Source organism: Salinimicrobium aquimaris (assembly GCF_035607535.1).
In the GTDB taxonomy this organism is placed as follows: domain Bacteria; phylum Bacteroidota; class Bacteroidia; order Flavobacteriales; family Flavobacteriaceae; genus Salinimicrobium.
Map to the genome: position 1 here is coordinate 160,359 of NZ_JAYDZX010000006.1, position 18,042 is coordinate 178,400.

General features: G+C 41.7%; 19 protein-coding genes. 11 read left to right on the forward strand and 8 right to left on the reverse strand.

What is annotated here, in order from left to right; translation table 11 throughout:
- The first annotated feature begins 297 nt into the window (after nucleotides 1–297).
- On the forward strand, nucleotides 298–876 hold the full coding sequence (locus VR862_RS09030; protein ID WP_324720636.1) for a DUF2911 domain-containing protein: 579 nt from the start codon (nucleotides 298–300) through the stop codon (nucleotides 874–876).
- A 49-nt stretch (nucleotides 877–925) separates the two neighbouring features.
- On the opposite strand, the gene VR862_RS09035 is transcribed toward VR862_RS09030, so the two are convergent.
- Nucleotides 926–1,558: a 7-carboxy-7-deazaguanine synthase QueE gene (locus VR862_RS09035; protein ID WP_324720637.1), complete on the reverse strand. Its 633-nt coding sequence runs from the start codon at nucleotides 1,556–1,558 to the stop codon at nucleotides 926–928.
- Nucleotides 1,559–1,698: 140 nt separating this feature from the next.
- Between VR862_RS09035 and VR862_RS09040 the strand changes: the two genes are divergently transcribed.
- Genes VR862_RS09040 through VR862_RS09080 form a run of 9 tightly spaced genes read left to right on the forward strand, consistent with a single transcriptional unit; the run spans nucleotide 1,699 to nucleotide 9,292 of the window.
- Nucleotides 1,699–3,018, forward strand: a complete 1,320-nt coding sequence (locus VR862_RS09040) for a D-alanyl-D-alanine carboxypeptidase/D-alanyl-D-alanine-endopeptidase (protein WP_324720638.1) — start codon at nucleotides 1,699–1,701, stop codon at nucleotides 3,016–3,018.
- A gap of 1 nt (nucleotide 3,019) precedes the next feature.
- On the forward strand, nucleotides 3,020–4,081 hold the full coding sequence (locus tag VR862_RS09045) for a S66 peptidase family protein (RefSeq protein ID WP_324720639.1): 1,062 nt from the start codon (nucleotides 3,020–3,022) through the stop codon (nucleotides 4,079–4,081).
- 60 nt (nucleotides 4,082–4,141) lie between these two features.
- A complete protein-coding gene (locus VR862_RS09050) occupies nucleotides 4,142–5,671 on the forward strand; it encodes a helicase HerA-like domain-containing protein (protein ID WP_324720640.1) in 1,530 nt (509 codons plus the stop codon).
- Between the two features lie 17 nt (nucleotides 5,672–5,688).
- A complete protein-coding gene (locus tag VR862_RS09055; protein WP_324720641.1) occupies nucleotides 5,689–6,246 on the forward strand; it encodes a hypothetical protein in 558 nt (185 codons plus the stop codon).
- Nucleotides 6,247–6,265: 19 nt separating this feature from the next.
- Nucleotides 6,266–7,111 carry a 23S rRNA pseudouridine(2604) synthase RluF gene (rluF, locus tag VR862_RS09060; RefSeq protein ID WP_324720642.1) on the forward strand — a complete coding sequence of 282 codons (846 nt, stop codon included), beginning with the start codon at nucleotides 6,266–6,268 and terminating at the stop codon, nucleotides 7,109–7,111.
- Nucleotides 7,112–7,164: 53 nt separating this feature from the next.
- Complete coding sequence (locus tag VR862_RS09065; RefSeq protein WP_324720643.1) at nucleotides 7,165–7,404, forward strand: DUF7218 family protein; 240 nt, start codon at nucleotides 7,165–7,167, stop codon at nucleotides 7,402–7,404.
- 3 nt (nucleotides 7,405–7,407) lie between these two features.
- A complete protein-coding gene (locus tag VR862_RS09070) occupies nucleotides 7,408–7,833 on the forward strand; it encodes a VOC family protein (RefSeq protein WP_324720644.1) in 426 nt (141 codons plus the stop codon).
- Between the two features lie 13 nt (nucleotides 7,834–7,846).
- Nucleotides 7,847–8,866 (forward strand): AI-2E family transporter, encoded by a 1,020-nt coding sequence (locus VR862_RS09075; protein WP_324720645.1) that lies wholly within the window; start codon nucleotides 7,847–7,849, stop codon nucleotides 8,864–8,866.
- Nucleotides 8,867–8,884: 18 nt separating this feature from the next.
- Entirely contained in the window at nucleotides 8,885–9,292 is a 408-nt protein-coding gene (locus VR862_RS09080) for a YkvA family protein (protein ID WP_324720646.1), read from the forward strand.
- 1 nt (nucleotide 9,293) lies between these two features.
- Here the strand turns inward: VR862_RS09080 and VR862_RS09085 are convergent, their stop codons facing one another.
- From VR862_RS09085 to argS, 4 genes are all read right to left on the reverse strand, one after another.
- Nucleotides 9,294–10,193: a bifunctional 5,10-methylenetetrahydrofolate dehydrogenase/5,10-methenyltetrahydrofolate cyclohydrolase gene (locus VR862_RS09085; protein ID WP_324720647.1), complete on the reverse strand. Its 900-nt coding sequence runs from the start codon at nucleotides 10,191–10,193 to the stop codon at nucleotides 9,294–9,296.
- A gap of 53 nt (nucleotides 10,194–10,246) precedes the next feature.
- Entirely contained in the window at nucleotides 10,247–10,621 is a 375-nt protein-coding gene (locus VR862_RS09090; protein ID WP_324720648.1) for a four helix bundle protein, read from the reverse strand.
- A gap of 54 nt (nucleotides 10,622–10,675) precedes the next feature.
- Nucleotides 10,676–12,004: a signal recognition particle protein gene (gene ffh / locus VR862_RS09095; RefSeq protein WP_324720649.1), complete on the reverse strand. Its 1,329-nt coding sequence runs from the start codon at nucleotides 12,002–12,004 to the stop codon at nucleotides 10,676–10,678.
- Nucleotides 12,005–12,267: 263 nt separating this feature from the next.
- Entirely contained in the window at nucleotides 12,268–14,037 is a 1,770-nt protein-coding gene (gene argS, locus VR862_RS09100) for an arginine--tRNA ligase (RefSeq protein ID WP_324720650.1), read from the reverse strand.
- 112 nt (nucleotides 14,038–14,149) lie between these two features.
- On the opposite strand from argS, the gene VR862_RS09105 reads away from it, so the two are divergent.
- Nucleotides 14,150–14,584, forward strand: coding sequence for a hypothetical protein (locus tag VR862_RS09105; RefSeq protein ID WP_324720651.1), 435 nt, complete (start codon nucleotides 14,150–14,152; stop codon nucleotides 14,582–14,584).
- Nucleotides 14,585–14,624: 40 nt separating this feature from the next.
- Here the strand turns inward: VR862_RS09105 and ctlX are convergent, their stop codons facing one another.
- The 3 genes from ctlX to VR862_RS09120 all read right to left on the reverse strand — a co-directional run bounded on the left by ctlX (nucleotide 14,625) and on the right by VR862_RS09120 (nucleotide 17,942).
- A complete protein-coding gene (gene ctlX, locus VR862_RS09110) occupies nucleotides 14,625–15,557 on the reverse strand; it encodes a citrulline utilization hydrolase CtlX (RefSeq protein WP_324720652.1) in 933 nt (310 codons plus the stop codon).
- 7 nt (nucleotides 15,558–15,564) lie between these two features.
- Complete coding sequence (locus VR862_RS09115) at nucleotides 15,565–16,476, reverse strand: dimethylarginine dimethylaminohydrolase family protein (protein ID WP_324720653.1); 912 nt, start codon at nucleotides 16,474–16,476, stop codon at nucleotides 15,565–15,567.
- 176 nt (nucleotides 16,477–16,652) lie between these two features.
- Nucleotides 16,653–17,942, reverse strand: coding sequence for a citrate synthase (locus VR862_RS09120; RefSeq protein WP_324720654.1), 1,290 nt, complete (start codon nucleotides 17,940–17,942; stop codon nucleotides 16,653–16,655).
- Between the last annotated feature and the right edge of the window lie 100 nt (nucleotides 17,943–18,042).

The following is an 18,042-nucleotide window of genomic DNA, read 5'->3' on the forward strand; positions in this document are numbered from 1 at the left end:
TGTGGAAAAATCCTCACCTGTAGCCCTTTGGAAAGATCTCATTTAGAGAGAGCACCTAAAGCTGAAGTAACATAAAATCTACTGATTCTCCAATCTTTAGGAAGACCCTGAAAAAAACCCTGAAAAACCTTTTTCCACAAATTCTTTCCTGCTGAATTTCTTCCTGATGAAGCTCCATTCCCCAAGATATTTTTCGAGCTAAAGTTTTTCATCTTTTTAACGGCAATTAAAGAAAACCTTAACTTAAGTTTCCCTCACATGATTTATATTTAAACCAGTAATTAAAAAACAGAAGAAATGAAGAAATTATTTATAATGCTGGCGGTTTTTGCAGGGTCATTATCAACACCTCAGCTTTATGCCCAGGAAACCCCGGAAACAACAAAGGACAATGACGGTCCTAACTTTTCAAAACTAGATGTAAGCCCTATGGATGTTGCCTTGTTTAGAGGCGAAAACAATGAACCGGTAGCAAGGGTGCTTTACAGCCGACCTCAAACCCGCGACAGAGAGATCTTTGGGAAATTGATCCCTTACGGGGAAGTTTGGAGAACAGGAGCTAATGAGGCTACTGAAATTACACTTTACCAGGACATGATGGTGGGTGACAAAACAATAAAGAAAGGGACTTACACCTTATTTACTATTCCAAAGGAAAAGGAATGGACAATAATCCTCAATAACAGCACAAACATCTGGGGTGCATACGACTACCACGTTGAAAAGGATGTGGCCAGAATTACTGTACCGGTGAGAAAATCCCCTGTACCTATTGATGCACTCTCAATGAGCTTTGCAAAAAGTAATGACGGTGCAAATCTTTTTATTGGATGGGACGATCGTTACGTAAAAGTTCCATTTAAAGAAACTATGTAACTCCATAGGAAAAAGAAATTGAAAACGTCCTTTTTAAAAGGGCGTTTTTTTATGGAATATTGAGATACTTGTGAGTTTGCAGGGAGACCTTCCACTTTGGGTTTTGCATTACATAGTCCACAATTAAAGGCATCATTTTCTCCCTGTTGCTCCACTCCGGCTGTAAGTACAGAATGCAGTTGTCATTCACTTTGGCAGCTTGTTCCTCGGCAAATATGAAGTCATGCTTGTTAAAGACGATCACCTTCAATTCATGCGCTACTTCATACACCTCCCTAGTGGGAAGTTTATTTTTCTTGGGAGAAAGACATATCCAGTCCCAGGTACCGGTCAAGGGATAAGCTCCTGAAGTTTCAATATGTATTTTTGCTCCTCTCTCCTTTAGCTTGCCCGTAAGAGGTTCCATATTCCAGGTAAGCGGCTCGCCACCTGTCACCACAACCGTTTTACTGCTCTTTACGGCACTTTCAACAATGTTATCTACTGCAGTTGCGGGATGTAAAGCAGGATTCCAACTTTCCTTCACATCGCACCAGTGACAGCCAACATCACAGCCACCTACGCGAATAAAATAAGCCGCAGTCCCCTTGTGAAAACCTTCACCCTGTATGGTATAAAATTCTTCCATTAGCGGCAGCATCTTTCCCTGCTCCACCAACTCGTTCATTTCCTTCTCATTCATAGGCGGCAAAGGTACATAAAAACCTGCAGCCTTCCCCTTAAAGCTAAGCTCTCAAAAATGATATTTCTGGCACCTGCCCAAGAAAAATTTTTTCGGACTCCAGTCAAAGTTTTCTTACTTTAACCCTTTATTTAATCCTCGTGTTTTTGCACCACATCCTAAAAAAATTTCCGCTTCTACTTTCACTACTGCTCCTGCTTTCCTGTGCTCCAGGAAAAGACCTGGAAAGAGAGCTCGAGAAAAACTTTGTGAAAGCCGAAGATTCGGTCCCATGGTTCCGGGGGATCATGATCTACGAACCGGCCACGAAAAAGGTCCTTTTTGAGCATAATTCAAATAAATATTTCACCCCTGCCTCAACTACAAAACTTCTGAGTTTTTACACCGGACTAAAATTGCTGAAGGATTCCGTACCCGGATTGAAATACGGAGTTACTAACGACACTCTTTACATAAGCGGCACGGGAGACCCCACATTTTTGCACAGGGACTTCGATTCTTCAAAAATTCTGAATTTCCTCAAGTCTGCTCCTGAGACTATTGCTTACATAAATCCTGAAGCACCTGAAAAGGCATTGGGCCCCGGTTGGGCCTGGGATGACTATGCATACGGGTTTTCGGCGGAACGCTCCTCTTTTCCTATCTACGGCAATGTTGTTTCCTTTGATCGCACACCCGGATCTTTAACTGTAGTACCTTCATATTTTAAAAATGAACTACAACAAGACACCACCGAAACTTTAAAGAAAATCCGAAGAGATGAAAAAACAAACAGCTTCGAAATTCCCGTTATTGAAACCTCAGCATTTCAGCAAAAGATTCCCTTTATTACTTCCCCGGAATTAACTGTCAAGCTCCTTTCCGATACTCTTGACAGGCCGGTGATCATGGCGAAGAACCATCCGGGGGATTTAAAATTAAAGCACAAGATCTTTAGTCAGCCCGCCGATAGCATCTACAAAAAAATGCTACAGGACAGCGACAATCTTTTTGCTGAGCAATTACTTCTAATGGCGGCAGGAGAAATTTCAGATACACTTCAAGCAAAGATTGTCATTGATCACATGAAGCAGGAATTCCTTCAGGAGATGCCTTATGATTTGCAGTGGGTTGACGGCTCGGGCCTCTCAAGATATAATCTCACTACTCCCGCAAATATGGTATGGCTACTGGAAAGAATTTATGAGGAAGTGGAACAGGAGCGGCTGTTTCAACTCTTACCTGCAGGAGGAGTGTCGGGAACTTTAAAAAATGATTATAAGGCTCCTGCAGATAAGCCCCCATTCGTTTTTGCAAAGACGGGAACAATGAAGAATAACCACAGCCTGAGCGGGTACTTAGTGACTGCATCGGGTAAAGTTCTTATCTTCAGTTTTATGAACAGCAATTATGTTGCTCCAACTGCTGAAGTTAAGGCAAGAATGAACCAGGTATTGCGAACTATATATTTGAATTATTAGTATGGAAAGAAGGAAGTTTCTACAGAATATCGGCCTCGGCAGCATGGCTGTACCTTTTTTTAGTTGCATCACTCCGGGGGTAATAAACGATCCGGTTGATGAAAGTCGGCCCCTTCTTCCGCCGCGGCTTAAAGCAGGAGACACTATTGGGATCGTTAGTCCTTCCGGAGCTATTTATGAGTCTCAATCTTATGAGATCGCAGTCGAATCTATGCAGGCTTTGGGGCTGAACGTAAAACTAGGAGAACATGTAAGAGCCCGACACGGGCATTTGGCCGGTACTGATGAACAACGGGCAGAGGAACTCAACGACATGTTCCGGGATCCTGATGTTGATGCTATTATTTGCCTTAGAGGAGGATCCGGAGCAGCAAGGATCCTGAACTTACTTGATTATGATGCCATAAAGAATAATCCAAAAGTATTTATTGGTTACAGTGATATTACTGCTCTGCACCTTGCGATACATCAAAGGACCGGGCTAGTGACTTTTCACGGCCCCCTGGCTACTTCCACCTGGAATTCTTTTGCCGTAGAGCATTTGCAAAAACTCCTTTTTGAAGCAGAAGCCGTGCAATATTCTAATCCTGCAGACAAAGGAGGGCTGCTTACACAAACCAAAAACAGAATTAGAACCATCACCCCCGGAACCACAACAGGTGAACTTTTGGGCGGAAATCTCTCTGTCCTCACCGGACTCATGGGAACTCCTTTCTTCCCCACCGACTGGTCCGGAAAAATTCTTTACCTCGAAGACGTAGGGGAACAGATCTATGCTGTAGATCGTATGCTTTCGCAATTAAAATTGGGAGGTGTTCTTGAGCAAATCAATGGAGTTATCTTCGGAAAATGCAGTGATTGTGAACCCGGCGGTGCCGGAGGTTACGGTTCTCTAACGCTTGAAGAAGTACTTGATCATTATTTCAAACCTCTAAAGATCCCTGCTTTTGAAGGAGCCATGATAGGCCATATTAGCGATAATGCAACTATTCCCAATGGAATACGTGCAGAAATGAACTCCGAAAAGGGAACCTTTACACTGCTTCATCCTGCTGTGAAGTAATTACCGCTAATTGTAAGCCGCCTAATCCCTCACAATTCTTATTTTTATAAAAATTTTAAAGTGATCGACAAGCAGCAATTTACTTCACATATTTCGTCTGGTTATGAACCTAAAGGTGATTCTATTTACCTTGGGGCCGCTATGTTCGAGGGAGAAGTTTTTCCAGATGCTGCCGTAAGAATTCCCCTAAAGACCCTCAACAGGCACGGACTTATCGCAGGAGCTACGGGAACAGGTAAATCCAAAACTCTGCAGATCCTTGCCGAGAACCTCTCAAAAAAGGGAGTTCCGGTGTTGCTCATGGATGTAAAAGGAGATCTTAGTGGAGTAGCAAAACCTTCAGCCGGGGAGGATTTTATTTATAAACGCCACGAGAAGCTTCAGTATAAATTTGAAGCATCGGCTTCACCGGTTGAGATCCTGACCCTTTCCGAAGAAGAAGGAGTAAGATTAAGAGCTACCGTTAGTGAATTTGGACCGGTACTTTTGGGCCGCATCCTGGAACTTTCACCTGCCCAAAGTGGCATAATTTCCATCATCTTTAAATATTGTGATGACAATCATCTTCCGCTTCTGGACTTAAAGGACCTCAAGAAGATCCTTCAGTATGCAACAGAGGAAGGAAAAGAAGAATTTGAAAGATCCTACGGCAGGATCTCTTCTGCATCTACAGGAGCTATTCTTCGAAAAATAGTCACTCTGGAGCAACAAGGCGCCGACCTCTTCTTTGGAGAAAGGTCATTCGAGGTCGAAGATCTGGTAAGAACGAACAGTGATGGCCATGGTTATATCAACATCCTGCGCCTTACAGACATCCAGGACCGCCCGAAACTCTTCAGCACTTTTATGCTTAGTCTTCTTGCAGAGATCTATAATACCTTTCCTGAGCAGGGGGACAGTGATAAACCAAAGCTGGTGCTTTTTATTGATGAAGCGCATCTCATCTTTGAAGAAGCTTCCGGAGCTTTACTTAACCAGATCGAGAGCATTGTGAAACTGATAAGGTCGAAAGGAGTCGGCATTTATTTTGTCACACAAAATCCTGCCGACGTTCCAGCTGATGTACTTGGGCAGCTCGGTCTAAAGATCCAGCATGCTTTAAGGGCATTTACAGCCAAGGATCGAAAAGCCATCAAACTGGCAGCAGAAAATTATCCGATCTCCGAATTTTACGATACCAAAACCGAACTTACCACGTTAGGAATTGGGGAAGCCCTTGTGACGGCACTGGATGAGAAAGGAAGGCCAACCCCGCTCGCGGCAACTATGTTAAGGGCACCTATGAGCCGAATGAATATTCTAACCGCAGAGGAACTTAGGGAGCTAACAGCCACTTCCTCGCTGGCGAAGAAGTATAATGACAATATAGACCGCGAAAGTGCTTACGAGATCCTCACCCGCAAAATTGAAAGAGCCGATGAGGAGAAGGCCAAAAAGCAGGCCGAGAAGGAAAGAAAGAAAATTGAAAGAACGGGTTCAGGAAGAAAGACAACTTCCAGTTCAGACTCTCAAAAAGCTGTAATTAAAGTTCTCACCAGTGCTACCTTCATTAGAGGTGTAATGGGAGTTCTCAATAAACTTTTAAAATAATTAATTTAAAAATCCCCATGCGCAAAAGTCTCTTATTCTCCTTACTTATTACCACCGGACTTTTTGTTTCCTGTGATAAAGAACAGGATCCTTTTTTAATCGGCGCCAACAGCATAGGCCGCCTAACCAAGGATATTAGAATATATCAGCTCGATTCAATTTTTGCTGAAGATTCTATTGTAAAACAAGTAAGCAACAGTGAATTGTACCGCAAAAGCAATGAGATCGAAGTTTATGATACAGAAGGAAAGAAGCTGCTGCTTATTGAACCTGTGCAGGCCTTCGACTCTACCAGCACCATAGGTTTTGTGCAGGTACTTGATCCCAGGTACCAAACAGCTAAAGGTCTGGGAAAAGAAAGTACTTTTAAGGATATTGTCGAGAATTACAATATTTCCCGAATAGAAAACACGCTTAGTGCAGCAGTGATATTCATCGACGAGTTGAATGTATATGTCACAATCGATAAAAAACAACTGCCTGTGGAATTGCGATATGATACCCAGAGCCGCATACAGGCATCGCAGATCCCTGATGATGCAAAGATCAAGTACTTCATGATCGACTGGGATTAATTTTCTTTAAAATTCTTAAATGACTTCCAATAATCTCACCCGTTTAAATAAATACCTGAGCGAAGTTGGCTACTGTTCCAGGCGAAAAGCCGATACCCTCATTGAACAGGGACGGGTGACCATTAACGGAGAGGTTCCCGAAATGGGGACTAAAGTAGGCCCGGGTGATGAAGTTCGGGTAAACGGCGAACTAATCGTTCCCCCCAAAAAAGAAAATGTTTACCTGGCTTTCAACAAGCCGATTGGAATCGTTTGCACCACAAATCCCGCCGAAAAGAAGAATATTGTTGACTACATAAACTTTCCTACCCGCATTTTCCCCATAGGGAGACTGGATAAACCAAGTGAGGGTTTAATCCTCCTCACAGATGACGGAGATATTGTCAATAAGATCCTTAGAGCCCGTAACAACCACGAGAAGGAATACATAGTTACCGTAGACCGGTTAATAACAGATGATTTTATCCAAAGAATGTCGTCTGGAATTCCCATTTTAGATACTATAACCCGGGAGTGCGAAGTGGAGCAGTTGAGCAAATTTGTCTTCAGGATTGTGCTTACCCAGGGCCTCAACAGGCAGATACGCCGCATGTGTGAATATCTGGGTTACGAAGTGGTAAAACTGAAACGAATAAGGATAATGAATATTGAGCTGGATGTTCCGGTGGGAAAATATCGCCATCTCACTTCAGAAGAATTGGAAGAACTTGAGCGTCTCACAGGAGCATCAACAAAGACTGAAGAGGCGTCGACAGGCTTGAAACCGGGAGAAAAGAAGCCGGGAAAGGATGTAAAAACCTCTTCCTCAGGAAAAAAGAATACCGAAAAGAAATTCCCCCGAAACAGAAGGAAAAGGGAATCTTAACAGAGAATTAAGCAAATAATCTGGCTTATCTGCTTAATTTTAAGAAAAAAGTTATGCCAGACAATCGAATCAAGAACGAAGACCAGTACGAAGCTTTAAGAGACAAAGGCGCGAGCAAGGAAAAAGCTGCCAGAATCGCCAATTCTTCAAATTCAGGAAAGAAAGGTGGTAAAGCCGGCAAATACGAAGATCGCAGCAAAGACGAACTCTACAAAAAAGCAAAAGAAGTAGGTATTGAGGGCCGATCAAAAATGAGTAAGAAAGAATTGATCAGCGCTCTACGTAACCATTAGAAAATGCAAAAAGTTCAACCATTTCATTTAGCCATTCCGGTAGACAATCTGGAGAAGGCCAGGGTATTTTATAGAGAAGTTCTAGGCTGTGAAGAAGGTAGAAGCAGTGACCACTGGGTTGACTTCAACTTCTTTGGCCATCAACTTGTCATCCACTACAAAGCCGCTTCCGAAGGGAGGAATACGGGAAGTAATCCCGTAGACGGTAAAGATGTTCCTATTCCACATTTTGGAGTGGTCCTGGATTGGGATACCTTCCAGGAATTCTCCGGAGAATTGAAAAGTAAAGGAGTCGAATTTGTTATTGAACCTTACATTCGCTTTGAAGGACAGGTGGGAGAGCAGGCAACGATGTTTTTTAAAGACCCCTGCGGCAACGCTCTTGAATTCAAGGCTTTTAAAAACATTGATCAATTATTCGCGAAATAACTACCTCAACTAAATGAACAGATTAAAGCCATCTTTAGTACGACAATTGTTCGTACTACTCCTCATTATTTTTCTTCTGGTTTTGATCTTTCGGGAGGTTTTACCGTATCTCTCGGGAATATTAGGAGCAATAACGCTTTACGTGGTCATGAGAAAACCTATGGGCTGGTTGGTTTCCCGGAATTGGCAACCAGTACTGGCGGCTTCCTTTCTCATGTTCCTCTCGTTTGTTGGCATTCTTGTACCTATCACGCTCACAGTGATCATGCTGACCTCAAAAATCGGTAAAGCCGTCGCTAATTCGGAAATGGTTTTGCAGGCCATCAAGGACCAGATCAATGAAGCTGAAGTCTATATAGGTTACGACATAAGCAAGAGCATAGATTCTGCCCGGGTCGCAGATTGGTTGTCAAATAATTTGCAATCTCTTGGGGCAGGGACTTTTAATGCTTTCATTGCAATTAGTATCATGTACTTTTTGTTGTACTACATGTTAATGAACAGGAATGACCTCAAAAAAATGGTGGTTTCATATATCCCTTTAGGAGAGGACAACCTGGAAGTAATTGGGAATGAAGGTGATGAAATGGTGAAATCAAATGCCCTGGGAATTCCATTAGTTGCCTTTTTTCAGGGAGTTGTTGCCTTAATCGGTTACCTTATCGTTGGTGTCCCCGATCCTCTCTTTTGGTTTGTGATCACCGCAATAGGAGCTATGGTGCCCTTCATAGGAACAGCAATTGGAATTGTTCCCGTCACCATCTTACTCTATTCGATGGGCATGGAGTGGCAGGCCATCTTCATTGTCATTTATGGTTTTGTGATCGTAGGAATTACAGATAATATTCTGCGACTATATATCCTCAATCGTTTGGCAAGTGTTCATCCTTTAATAACACTCTTTGGGGTAATAGTAGGAGTCCCTCTCTTCGGATTTATCGGACTGATCTTCGGGCCTTTGCTCGTATCACTGTTTTTGCTTATCTTAAAAATATACAAGCACGAATACGGAAAAACTGAACACAAATTATAACCTTCAAAAAACTTTGCTATGCTCGAGAATGTAAAAAAGAAGATCAACAAGGATTACCTGCAAACAGAAATTTCCAATGTAGATGATGGTGACCTCGATATGGTCATGAAGAACAAGGAAGCAATAGATAAAAAATTGCGGGGCTCGGGTATGAAGAAATACGCTGAGCTCGGTAAGTTAATGTTTGGGATGCTACAGGATTACCGAAAAGGCGAATATACTTCTCCACCCTGGTTTACCATTGCGGCAATAGGTTTGACTTTGCTTTATGTATTTAATCCAATGGATATGCTACCCGATTTCCTTCCGGGAGTAGGTTATGTAGATGATTTTGCTCTGTTTACAGTAGCTATTAGGTTTATTGAATCCGATCTACATGCGTATCTGGACTGGAAAATAGATGAGGCTAAAAAATTAAATTCCTGATTTAATTTTTTAGTTCTTTTTCTCTGGTGCGATGAGTTTCCCGTGCCAATAAAGTGTTCTTAAGGAGCATGGCTATGGTCATGGGACCAACCCCACCTGGCACCGGAGTAATATAACTCGCTTTCTTGGAAACATTTTCAAAGTCTACGTCTCCGGTAATCCTGTAACCTTTTGGTTTGGAATCGTCGGGAACTCTTGTGATCCCCACGTCGATTACCACAGCGTCATCCTTGACCATTTCGGCTTTCAGGAAGTTTGGGATTCCTACCGCAATGATAATAATATCAGCCTGGGAAGTTATCTGAGTAATATTTTTGGTAAACTCATGCGTTAGGGTGACAGTAGAATTCCCGGGGAAGCCTTGTCTTCCCATCAAAATACTCATAGGTCTCCCCACGATATAGCTGCGCCCTATGACACAGGTATGTTTACCTTTTGTCGGGATATCGTAACGCTCCAGCATTTCAAGAATTCCGAATGGTGTCGCCGGAATAAAAGATGTCATGTCCAACGACATCTTTCCGAAATTGGTAGGATGGAATCCATCAACATCTTTGTCGGGACTCACTGCTAGAAGTACTTTTTGAGTGTTGATCTGTGGAGGAAGAGGCAATTGCACAATGAACCCGTCGATATCATCATTATTATTGAGCTCTTCGATCTTTGCCAACAGCTCTAATTCGCTGGTATTTGAAGACATGCGATATTCGGAAGATTCGAATCCCACGCGCTTACAAGCCTGCACCTTACTATTCACATAAGTAAGGCTGGCACCGTCATTTCCAACAATTATTGCTGCAAGATGCGGGACCTTCTCCCCGCGTTCTTTCATTTTTTGAACTTCCAGGGCAATCTCTTCCTGAATTTCGTTGCTTAATTTTTTACCGTCGAGGAGCGTCATATTCTTAGTATTCAGTATTCAGTATTCAGTGATCAGTTATATTACAATAGATTTTATTCTTCAGTCTTTACACCAAATTTACCAGGATTCAGGATCATATAATTGATCAGTTTCCCAACTTCCTCACTTTCCTTCACTAGTTCCTTAAAGGTTTCTTCTGAGACATATTTGCACCTCCAGGCATATTCCAGCCACACTTGAGTTTCTGAATTTTCGGCATCTCCGTCTGTTAATTTACTGGAAAAATGTCGTGGATAAGCCCTTTTCCTATATGCTTCAGCAATAGCTGCGGAGACACTACGTGATGAACGTCTAATTTGATCTGTCAGCGAATAGGTTTCCTCCTTCGGAAACGTCTTAGAAATCTCAAAAATATCCATAGAGAGAGAAATTGACTTCTGATAAGCGAACAAATCTTGAAATTTCATAAACTGTTTTTTCTGCTCACTGTACACCGATCACTGACCACTGACCACTGAGCACTACTTCATTCCCTTCATCATCTGCATCATCTTTCTTCCGCCGCCTCCCTGCATCATCTTCATCATTTTGCTCATTTGGTTGAACTGTTTCAGCAACTGGTTTACTTGTTGAACAGATGTACCGGAACCTTTACCTATTCTCTTCTTTCGCGATGCATTTATTATTGATGGCTTCGAACGCTCTGCCGGAGTCATGGAATGAATAATTGCTTCTATTGGTTTAAAAGCATCATCATCGATCTCAACATCCTTCAGCATCTTTCCGGCACCGGGAATCATTCCCATCAAATCTTTCATGGACCCCATCTTCTTGATCTGCTGAAGCTGATTCAGGAAGTCATCAAATCCAAATTCATTTTTGGCAATCTTCTTCTGGAGCTTTCGCGCTTCCTCCTCGTCATATTGCTCCTGTGCCCTTTCAACAAGAGACACAACATCTCCCATTCCAAGGATACGATCGGCCATACGGGAAGGATAGAAAACATCGATAGCATCCATTTTCTCACCCGTACCAATAAATTTTATTGGTTTATTTACAACCGATTTTATCGAAATGGCCGCACCACCACGGGTATCGCCATCGAGTTTGGTAAGAATAACCCCGTCAAAATTTAGTCGGTCGTTGAAAGCTTTAGCCGTATTCACCGCATCCTGTCCTGTCATGGAATCCACGACAAACAAGGTTTCCTGCGGCTGAATTGCGCTGTGAATATTAGCGATCTCGGTCATCATCGCCTCATCAACAGCTAGACGACCGGCGGTATCGATAATTACCACATTATGTCCATTAGCTTTTGCATGAGCAATAGCTGCCTTGGAGATCGAAACCGGATCCTGATTCCCTTCGTCACTGAAAACCTCAACGCCAACCTGATCTCCAACCACGTGAAGCTGATTTATCGCTGCAGGACGGTAAACATCACAGGCCACTAAAAGAGGCTTTTTGGACTTCTTGGTTTTAAGATAATTTGCAAGTTTTCCTGAAAAAGTAGTTTTACCACTACCCTGCAGCCCGGACATTAAGATCACAGAAGGATTCCCTGAGAGATTGATTCCTTCGGCATCCCCACCCATTAATTGGGTAAGCTCGTCTTTTACGAGCTTTACCATCATCTGTCCCGGCTTTAAAGCGGTAAGAACGTTCTGCCCCAGCGCCTTTTCTTTTACCGTAGTAGTAAATTCCTTGGCAATTTTGTAGTTAACATCGGCATCTACAAGAGCCCGCCTAACCTCCTTTAGGGTTTCGGCTACGTTAACTTCAGTGATTTGCCCATGTCCCTTTAAGACGTGTAAGGCATTATCTAATTTATCGCTTAAACTTTCGAACATAATCTTCTCTCCAATTTTATGAGCCGCCGGATTTCACCGACCGTTGCAAATTTAATGATTTGAGGCTGAAGTGAAAACTTTTTCAACTTCACATCTGCTTCAAAATTTCTTTATTTCTTCCGAATCTTCTTCTGAAAAGATCTTCCATAAGAGGTCTCAAAAATGCCATTTTTGAAACCCCTTATTTTTCAATTAATTTTCAAACTTTTCTGACAGCAGTTTAAATCACTTCTAAACTCGTACTTCTAACTTCAAAATTCGATTTACATTCTCTCGGGCACCTGAATTCCCAGGAGCGCAAAAGAAGATTTGATAACATCTCCTACAGCTTTAGACAATTGAACCCTGAAGCGCTTCTCTTTCTCATCTTCGGTACCTAAAATAGTGACATTTTGATAGAAACTATTGAATTCCTTCACCAATTCATAAGTGTAATTGGCAATTAGAGCCGGACTAAAATTTTCAGCTGCCAATTGAACTGTTTCAGGATAAAGCTGCAGCTGCTTGATCAGCTGTTTTTCCTTTTCATTCAGTTCATAAGTAAAAATAGCCTCACCGTAATCAAATTCAGCCTTCCTAAGAATGGACTGTATCCTCGCATAGGTATACTGAATAAAAGGCCCGGTATTTCCCTGGAAATCTACCGATTCTTCAGGATTGAAAAGGATACGTTTTCGCGGATCGACTTTCAGAATATAATATTTCAAAGCTCCGAGTCCGATAATTCTGTAGAGCTCTTCTTTTTCCTCATCCGAATACCCATCAAGTTTCCCGAGTTCTTCAGAAATTTTTTGAGCGGTAGCAGTCATTTCTTCAATAAGATCATCTGCATCGACCACCGTTCCTTCACGACTTTTCATCTTCCCGGTAGGAAGATCTACCATTCCGTAGCTAAGGTGGTAAAGATGATTGGCCCATTCATAACCAAGTTTTTTAAGGATCAAAAAGAGGACCTTGAAATGGTAATCCTGTTCATTTCCTACGGTATAGACCATCCCGTTGATATGGAAATCCTGCACTCGCTGTATAGCAGTACCAATATCCTGAGTCATGTAAACGGCAGTTCCATCACTACGAAGCACGATCTTTTCATCCAGGCCTTCCTCGGTAAGATCTATCCAAACGCTGCCATCGTCCTTACGGTAAAAAACCCCTTTTTCAAGACCTTCCTTCACTACATCTTTACCGAGTAAATATGTATTGCTCTCGTAATAATTCTTATCGAAATCGACTCCTAGTTTATCATAGGTTTCTTCAAAACCGTCATATACCCACTGGTTCATGGTCTTCCACAGCTCCACCACTTCCTGGTCCCCCGCTTCCCATTTGCGCAGCATGTCTTGAGCATCCTTTAAAATAGGAGCTTCGGCCTTTGCTTCTTCTTCAGATTTTCCCTGGGCTACGAGGTAAGAAACTTCTTCCTTATAGGCTTTATCGAACTTTACATAGTAGTTTCCAACAAGCTTGTCCCCTTTTAAACCGGAGGTTTCAGGAGTTTCCCCATTTCCAAAACGCTGCCAGGCGAGCATGGATTTACAAATATGGATTCCGCGGTCATTGATGATCTGGGTCTTATAAACTTTTTTCCCTGAAGCCTTCAATATTTCAGAAACTGAGTACCCTAAAAGGTTATTTCTGATGTGCCCTAGATGCAACGGTTTATTAGTATTGGGAGAAGAATATTCTACCATTAAAGAATTCTCACCTTCGGGAGTTCTTCCAAAGTCGGGATTATCCTTGATTTTTCCGAAGAAATTGAGATAGTACTGGTCATCTAGGACAATATTCAAAAACCCCTGAACTACATTAAATTTCTTTATCTCCGGGTTATTCTCCACAAGATAATTTCCAATAGCCTCACCCAATTGTACCGGATTGGTCTTCACCTGCCTTAACATAGGAAAAGTAACGAGCGTAATATCACCCTCAAAATCTTTTCTCGTAGGCTGGAATTCTACCGATTCGACCTCCACCTGATATATATTCTTTACCGCTTCTTTTACCTGAACCGAAAGTGTATTCTGAATATTCATTTTTTCTCAAATTATAAACCCCGCAGGCACCCACAGGAAGCTGCAAAGATAACAGAATTTTAAGCTTGGTTAAAGCGTTTAACCGCAAATGCTTACCTTTAGAAATAAAGAAATGCTACTGAATATTTCCCGCGACTTTAGCGATAAAAGAGAAGAAATTAATGAGCTGGTAGGCAAACCCTTTGATCTTTCCAAAAGACAGGAATTACAAAGTACAAGCATACATAACCTTCCCGTTACCGCAGCAAGTATCGAAATTTACAATCTGCTTGTGCTTAACGAAGGACAGAGCAACTGCAGTTTGGAAATGCGACCAAAGGGAATTCTTATTAGCTTTAGAGCGGCCGGAGAGACCTATTCGCTGGTTGTACCCTTTTTTAAGCTGAAGATCTATAAAGGCCGTGCAGAAGAGTATTCCTTTTACAAAGACCATTTTTTCATAAAGATCCATGCCGGAGCCAACCAGCCGGAGGTCCACGGTTTCATAAAAAAGTTACGCCATTTTAAAGCAGATCAAGCCCTACCGAGAATTGAAGACCAGGAATAAAGAAGGATGAAAAAAGCCCTTTTTGAAAGGGCTTTGTAAATTACTTTTTAGGAAGGAAAACTTCGGCTAGCATACAGCGGGCACTACCACCACCACAAGTCTCGATTGTGGTAAGATCACTGCTGAGGATCTCACAATGTTTTTCAATAGCCGCTATTTGAACCGGAAGCAGACTTTTTCTTGCAGCTTCACTCATCACCAAATATTTCTTCCCTTCGGCACCCTGAACCTGTAGCATATTTCCTGCGTAATGATGCAGCTGGGCTTCTGAAATTTCGATAATTTCCTTACCATCTGTTTTCAAATGCTTTACCACATTCTTTCGCTCCTTGGGATCATCTATACTGTCTAAACAGATCACTGCAAAATTCTCTGCCAGACACATCATGACATTGGTATGGTAAATTGGCATTCTGCGTCCATCCACATCCTGATATGCATTAAAAATTACCGGCGTAAGCTCAAAATCTTCACAAAATTCAATAAGCAACTCTTCATTAGCTCTTGGAGAAAGGGCACAATATGCCTTTTCATGCACTCTGTCCAGAATTAAAACCCCGGTGGATTCGAGAAAAAGCTCCTCCTCCTCGGCACTCGTATAGTCTATTACATCTTTAATGAGATAGCCTTCAGATTCTATTTTTTCAAAGACCTCTGCACGACGTTCCCGCCTGCGGTTCTCAGCAAATAAAGGATAGAGTGCAGCAGTGGCGTCTTCATGAAAGGTCACCCAATTATTTGGGAAAATAGAATCGGGTGTGTCAAGTTTTTCATCATCATCCACGGTGATAACATTCACTCCTACACTTCTAAGCTTCTCTACAAAAGCATCAAATTCCTCCTGAGCTTTTTTATTGATCTGCTCATTGTCCAGGTGTAATCCTTCCTGAAAATAATTGTTTACAGCCGTTTGCTCATTCATTCTAAAAGCAACCGGACGTACCATTAAAACTGTATCTGTAATCTGTCTCATTAAATTTTTAATCTCTTATTAAAGGTAAAGTTGAACATCTCAACAATCCTTCTTGTTTGGCAATTTCGGCGTATGGCACCTCTTCCACTATCATGCCATTCTCTCGAAGCCAGGTGTTGAGTCGGGTGAAATTTCTTTCAGAAATTACTACATCTTCAGAAATAGAGAATACATTCGAATTCATATCATACATCTCCTGACGGGTAATTTCAAAGATGTTCTCTTTCCCAAACAGGTCAACCAGCCATTGATATTCCTCCTGATCAAGAAATCCGTCCCTGTATATAATAGCCTTACCTCTACCTACCGGTTGAAAACAACAATCCAGATGCAGGGCGTTGTCACGAGCTTCGGTGTTAGATTTTCGCAAGTTGAAGGATTTCACTTTTTTGTGAGGAAACATTTCCCGGAGGTGCTCAACTCCTTTCAAGTTAGTTCTGGCGGTAATGAACTGAGGATAATCCTCCCCGTAATAAGCACCCACAAAAAGATAGTCGTCATACAACATCACATCTCCTCCTTCTACGTGAGCATCCTCGGGTAGAGAATACACCTTATCCTTATCTATCTTGTCAATTACATAAGAAATAGCTTCAATTTCTTCCTCCCTGTCGGGTAGAATATTGGCTTTAATGAATTTGTCATCAATTACAAAAGCTATATCACGGGTGAAGATCTGGTTCAGATCTTTTACCAATTTAGGCCTATAAACCTTTACATCGTATTTTTCGAGAACTTCCCTAACTGCTTCCATTTCTTTTACCACATCCTCTTCCACGGGATAAGTTCCAGCCTTGATATGTTCTGCCGATTTTGGATCATAGGCATTCTCATATTCAGGTGTAGGCCCGGGACTTTCAGCTGTTCCCAGCACCACTGCTCTCAAGCGTGAAGTTTCGTTCTTAATATTCAGTTTCATATACGCTAAATTTGCTGCAAATATAGTAAAAGGAATCATGCCTATTAGGAGGTGGAAAGGCTTTGTTGAAGAGTTCTTTGCTACTAATTTTCACCATTTTTGCCTCCAAACCATCAATAACTAAAAAAGCTCCACAAAAAATTTGTGAAGCTTCTTACTCTTGAAAATTTATTTTCTTATCTCTTATCTATTTCTTTAAAAGATCTTTTTGTTTCTCCAATATAAATTTGTCTTGGGCGACCAATTGGTTCTTTTCTAAGGCGCATTTCCCTCCATTGGGCAATCCAACCCGGAAGACGTCCTACAGCAAACATAACGGTAAACATCTCTGTTGGTATTCCCATTGCACGGTAAATTATTCCTGAATAGAAATCCACATTTGGATAAAGTTTTCTATCAATAAAGTACTGATCTTCTAAAGCTGCTTTCTCAAGTCCTTTAGCTATTTCAAGAATTGGATCTTCAACCCCTAATTGCCCAAGGACTTCATCGGCAGCCTTTTTAATTATTCTGGCTCTAGGATCAAAGTTCTTATAAACTCTATGACCAAAGCCCATCAGTCTAAATGGATCATCTTTATCTTTTGCCTTGGCAATAAACTTGGAAGTATCTCCACCATCGGCTTTGATCTCTTCAAGCATTTCAATCACCGCCTGGTTTGCTCCACCATGGAGTGGCCCCCAAAGGGCAGAAACTCCTGCAGAAATAGATGCAAATAGCCCTGCATGTGAAGAACCTACAATTCTAACTGTTGATGTTGAACAGTTCTGTTCGTGATCTGCGTGAAGAATAAGCAACTTATCCAGGGCGTTGACTACTACTTTATTCTGCTTATAATTCTTCTTAGGATTGTCATTCTGGAACATCATTTTAAGCAAGCTTTCAACATACCCTATATTGGTATCCTTATTATAAAGCACCTGATCATTCTTCTTACGTAACGTCCATGCAGCAAGCACAGGGAACTTTGCAAGTATCTTTACAATAGCCTTATACATATCCTCTTCGGAATCTACATTGACCGACTTTGGGTTAAATGCAGTAAGGGCACTGGTAAGAGATGATAAAACCCCCATAGGGTGGGCTGAGTTAGGAAAACCTTTTAAAACGGTCTTCATATCCTCATTCACAATACTTTGATCAAGAATATCGGTATTGAATTTTTGAAGTTGTTTTTCGGTTGGCAGCTCTCCAAAAATTAAGAGGTAAGCTACTTCCAGAAAATCAGCTTTTTCAGCTAATTCTTCGATGGAATATCCACGATACCTCAAGATCCCCTCTTCTCCATCAAGGAAAGTAATGGCACTCTCGCAGGAGCCTGTATTTTTATATCCGGGATCCAGGGTAACAGCCCCACTTTGGCCTCTCAATGATGTGATATCCAGGCCAACTTCTTTCTCTGTACCTACAACCAGTGGCAGGTCATAGGTTTTTCCATCTATCTTTAATGTAGCTACTTTTGACATATTTTTTATGGATTTGCTTATGATTTATTTTAAGGATTGCTAATTTACAAAATTCTGCCCAAATTTTTGGGGCCGAAATTCCTTTTCCCGGACTCCAAAA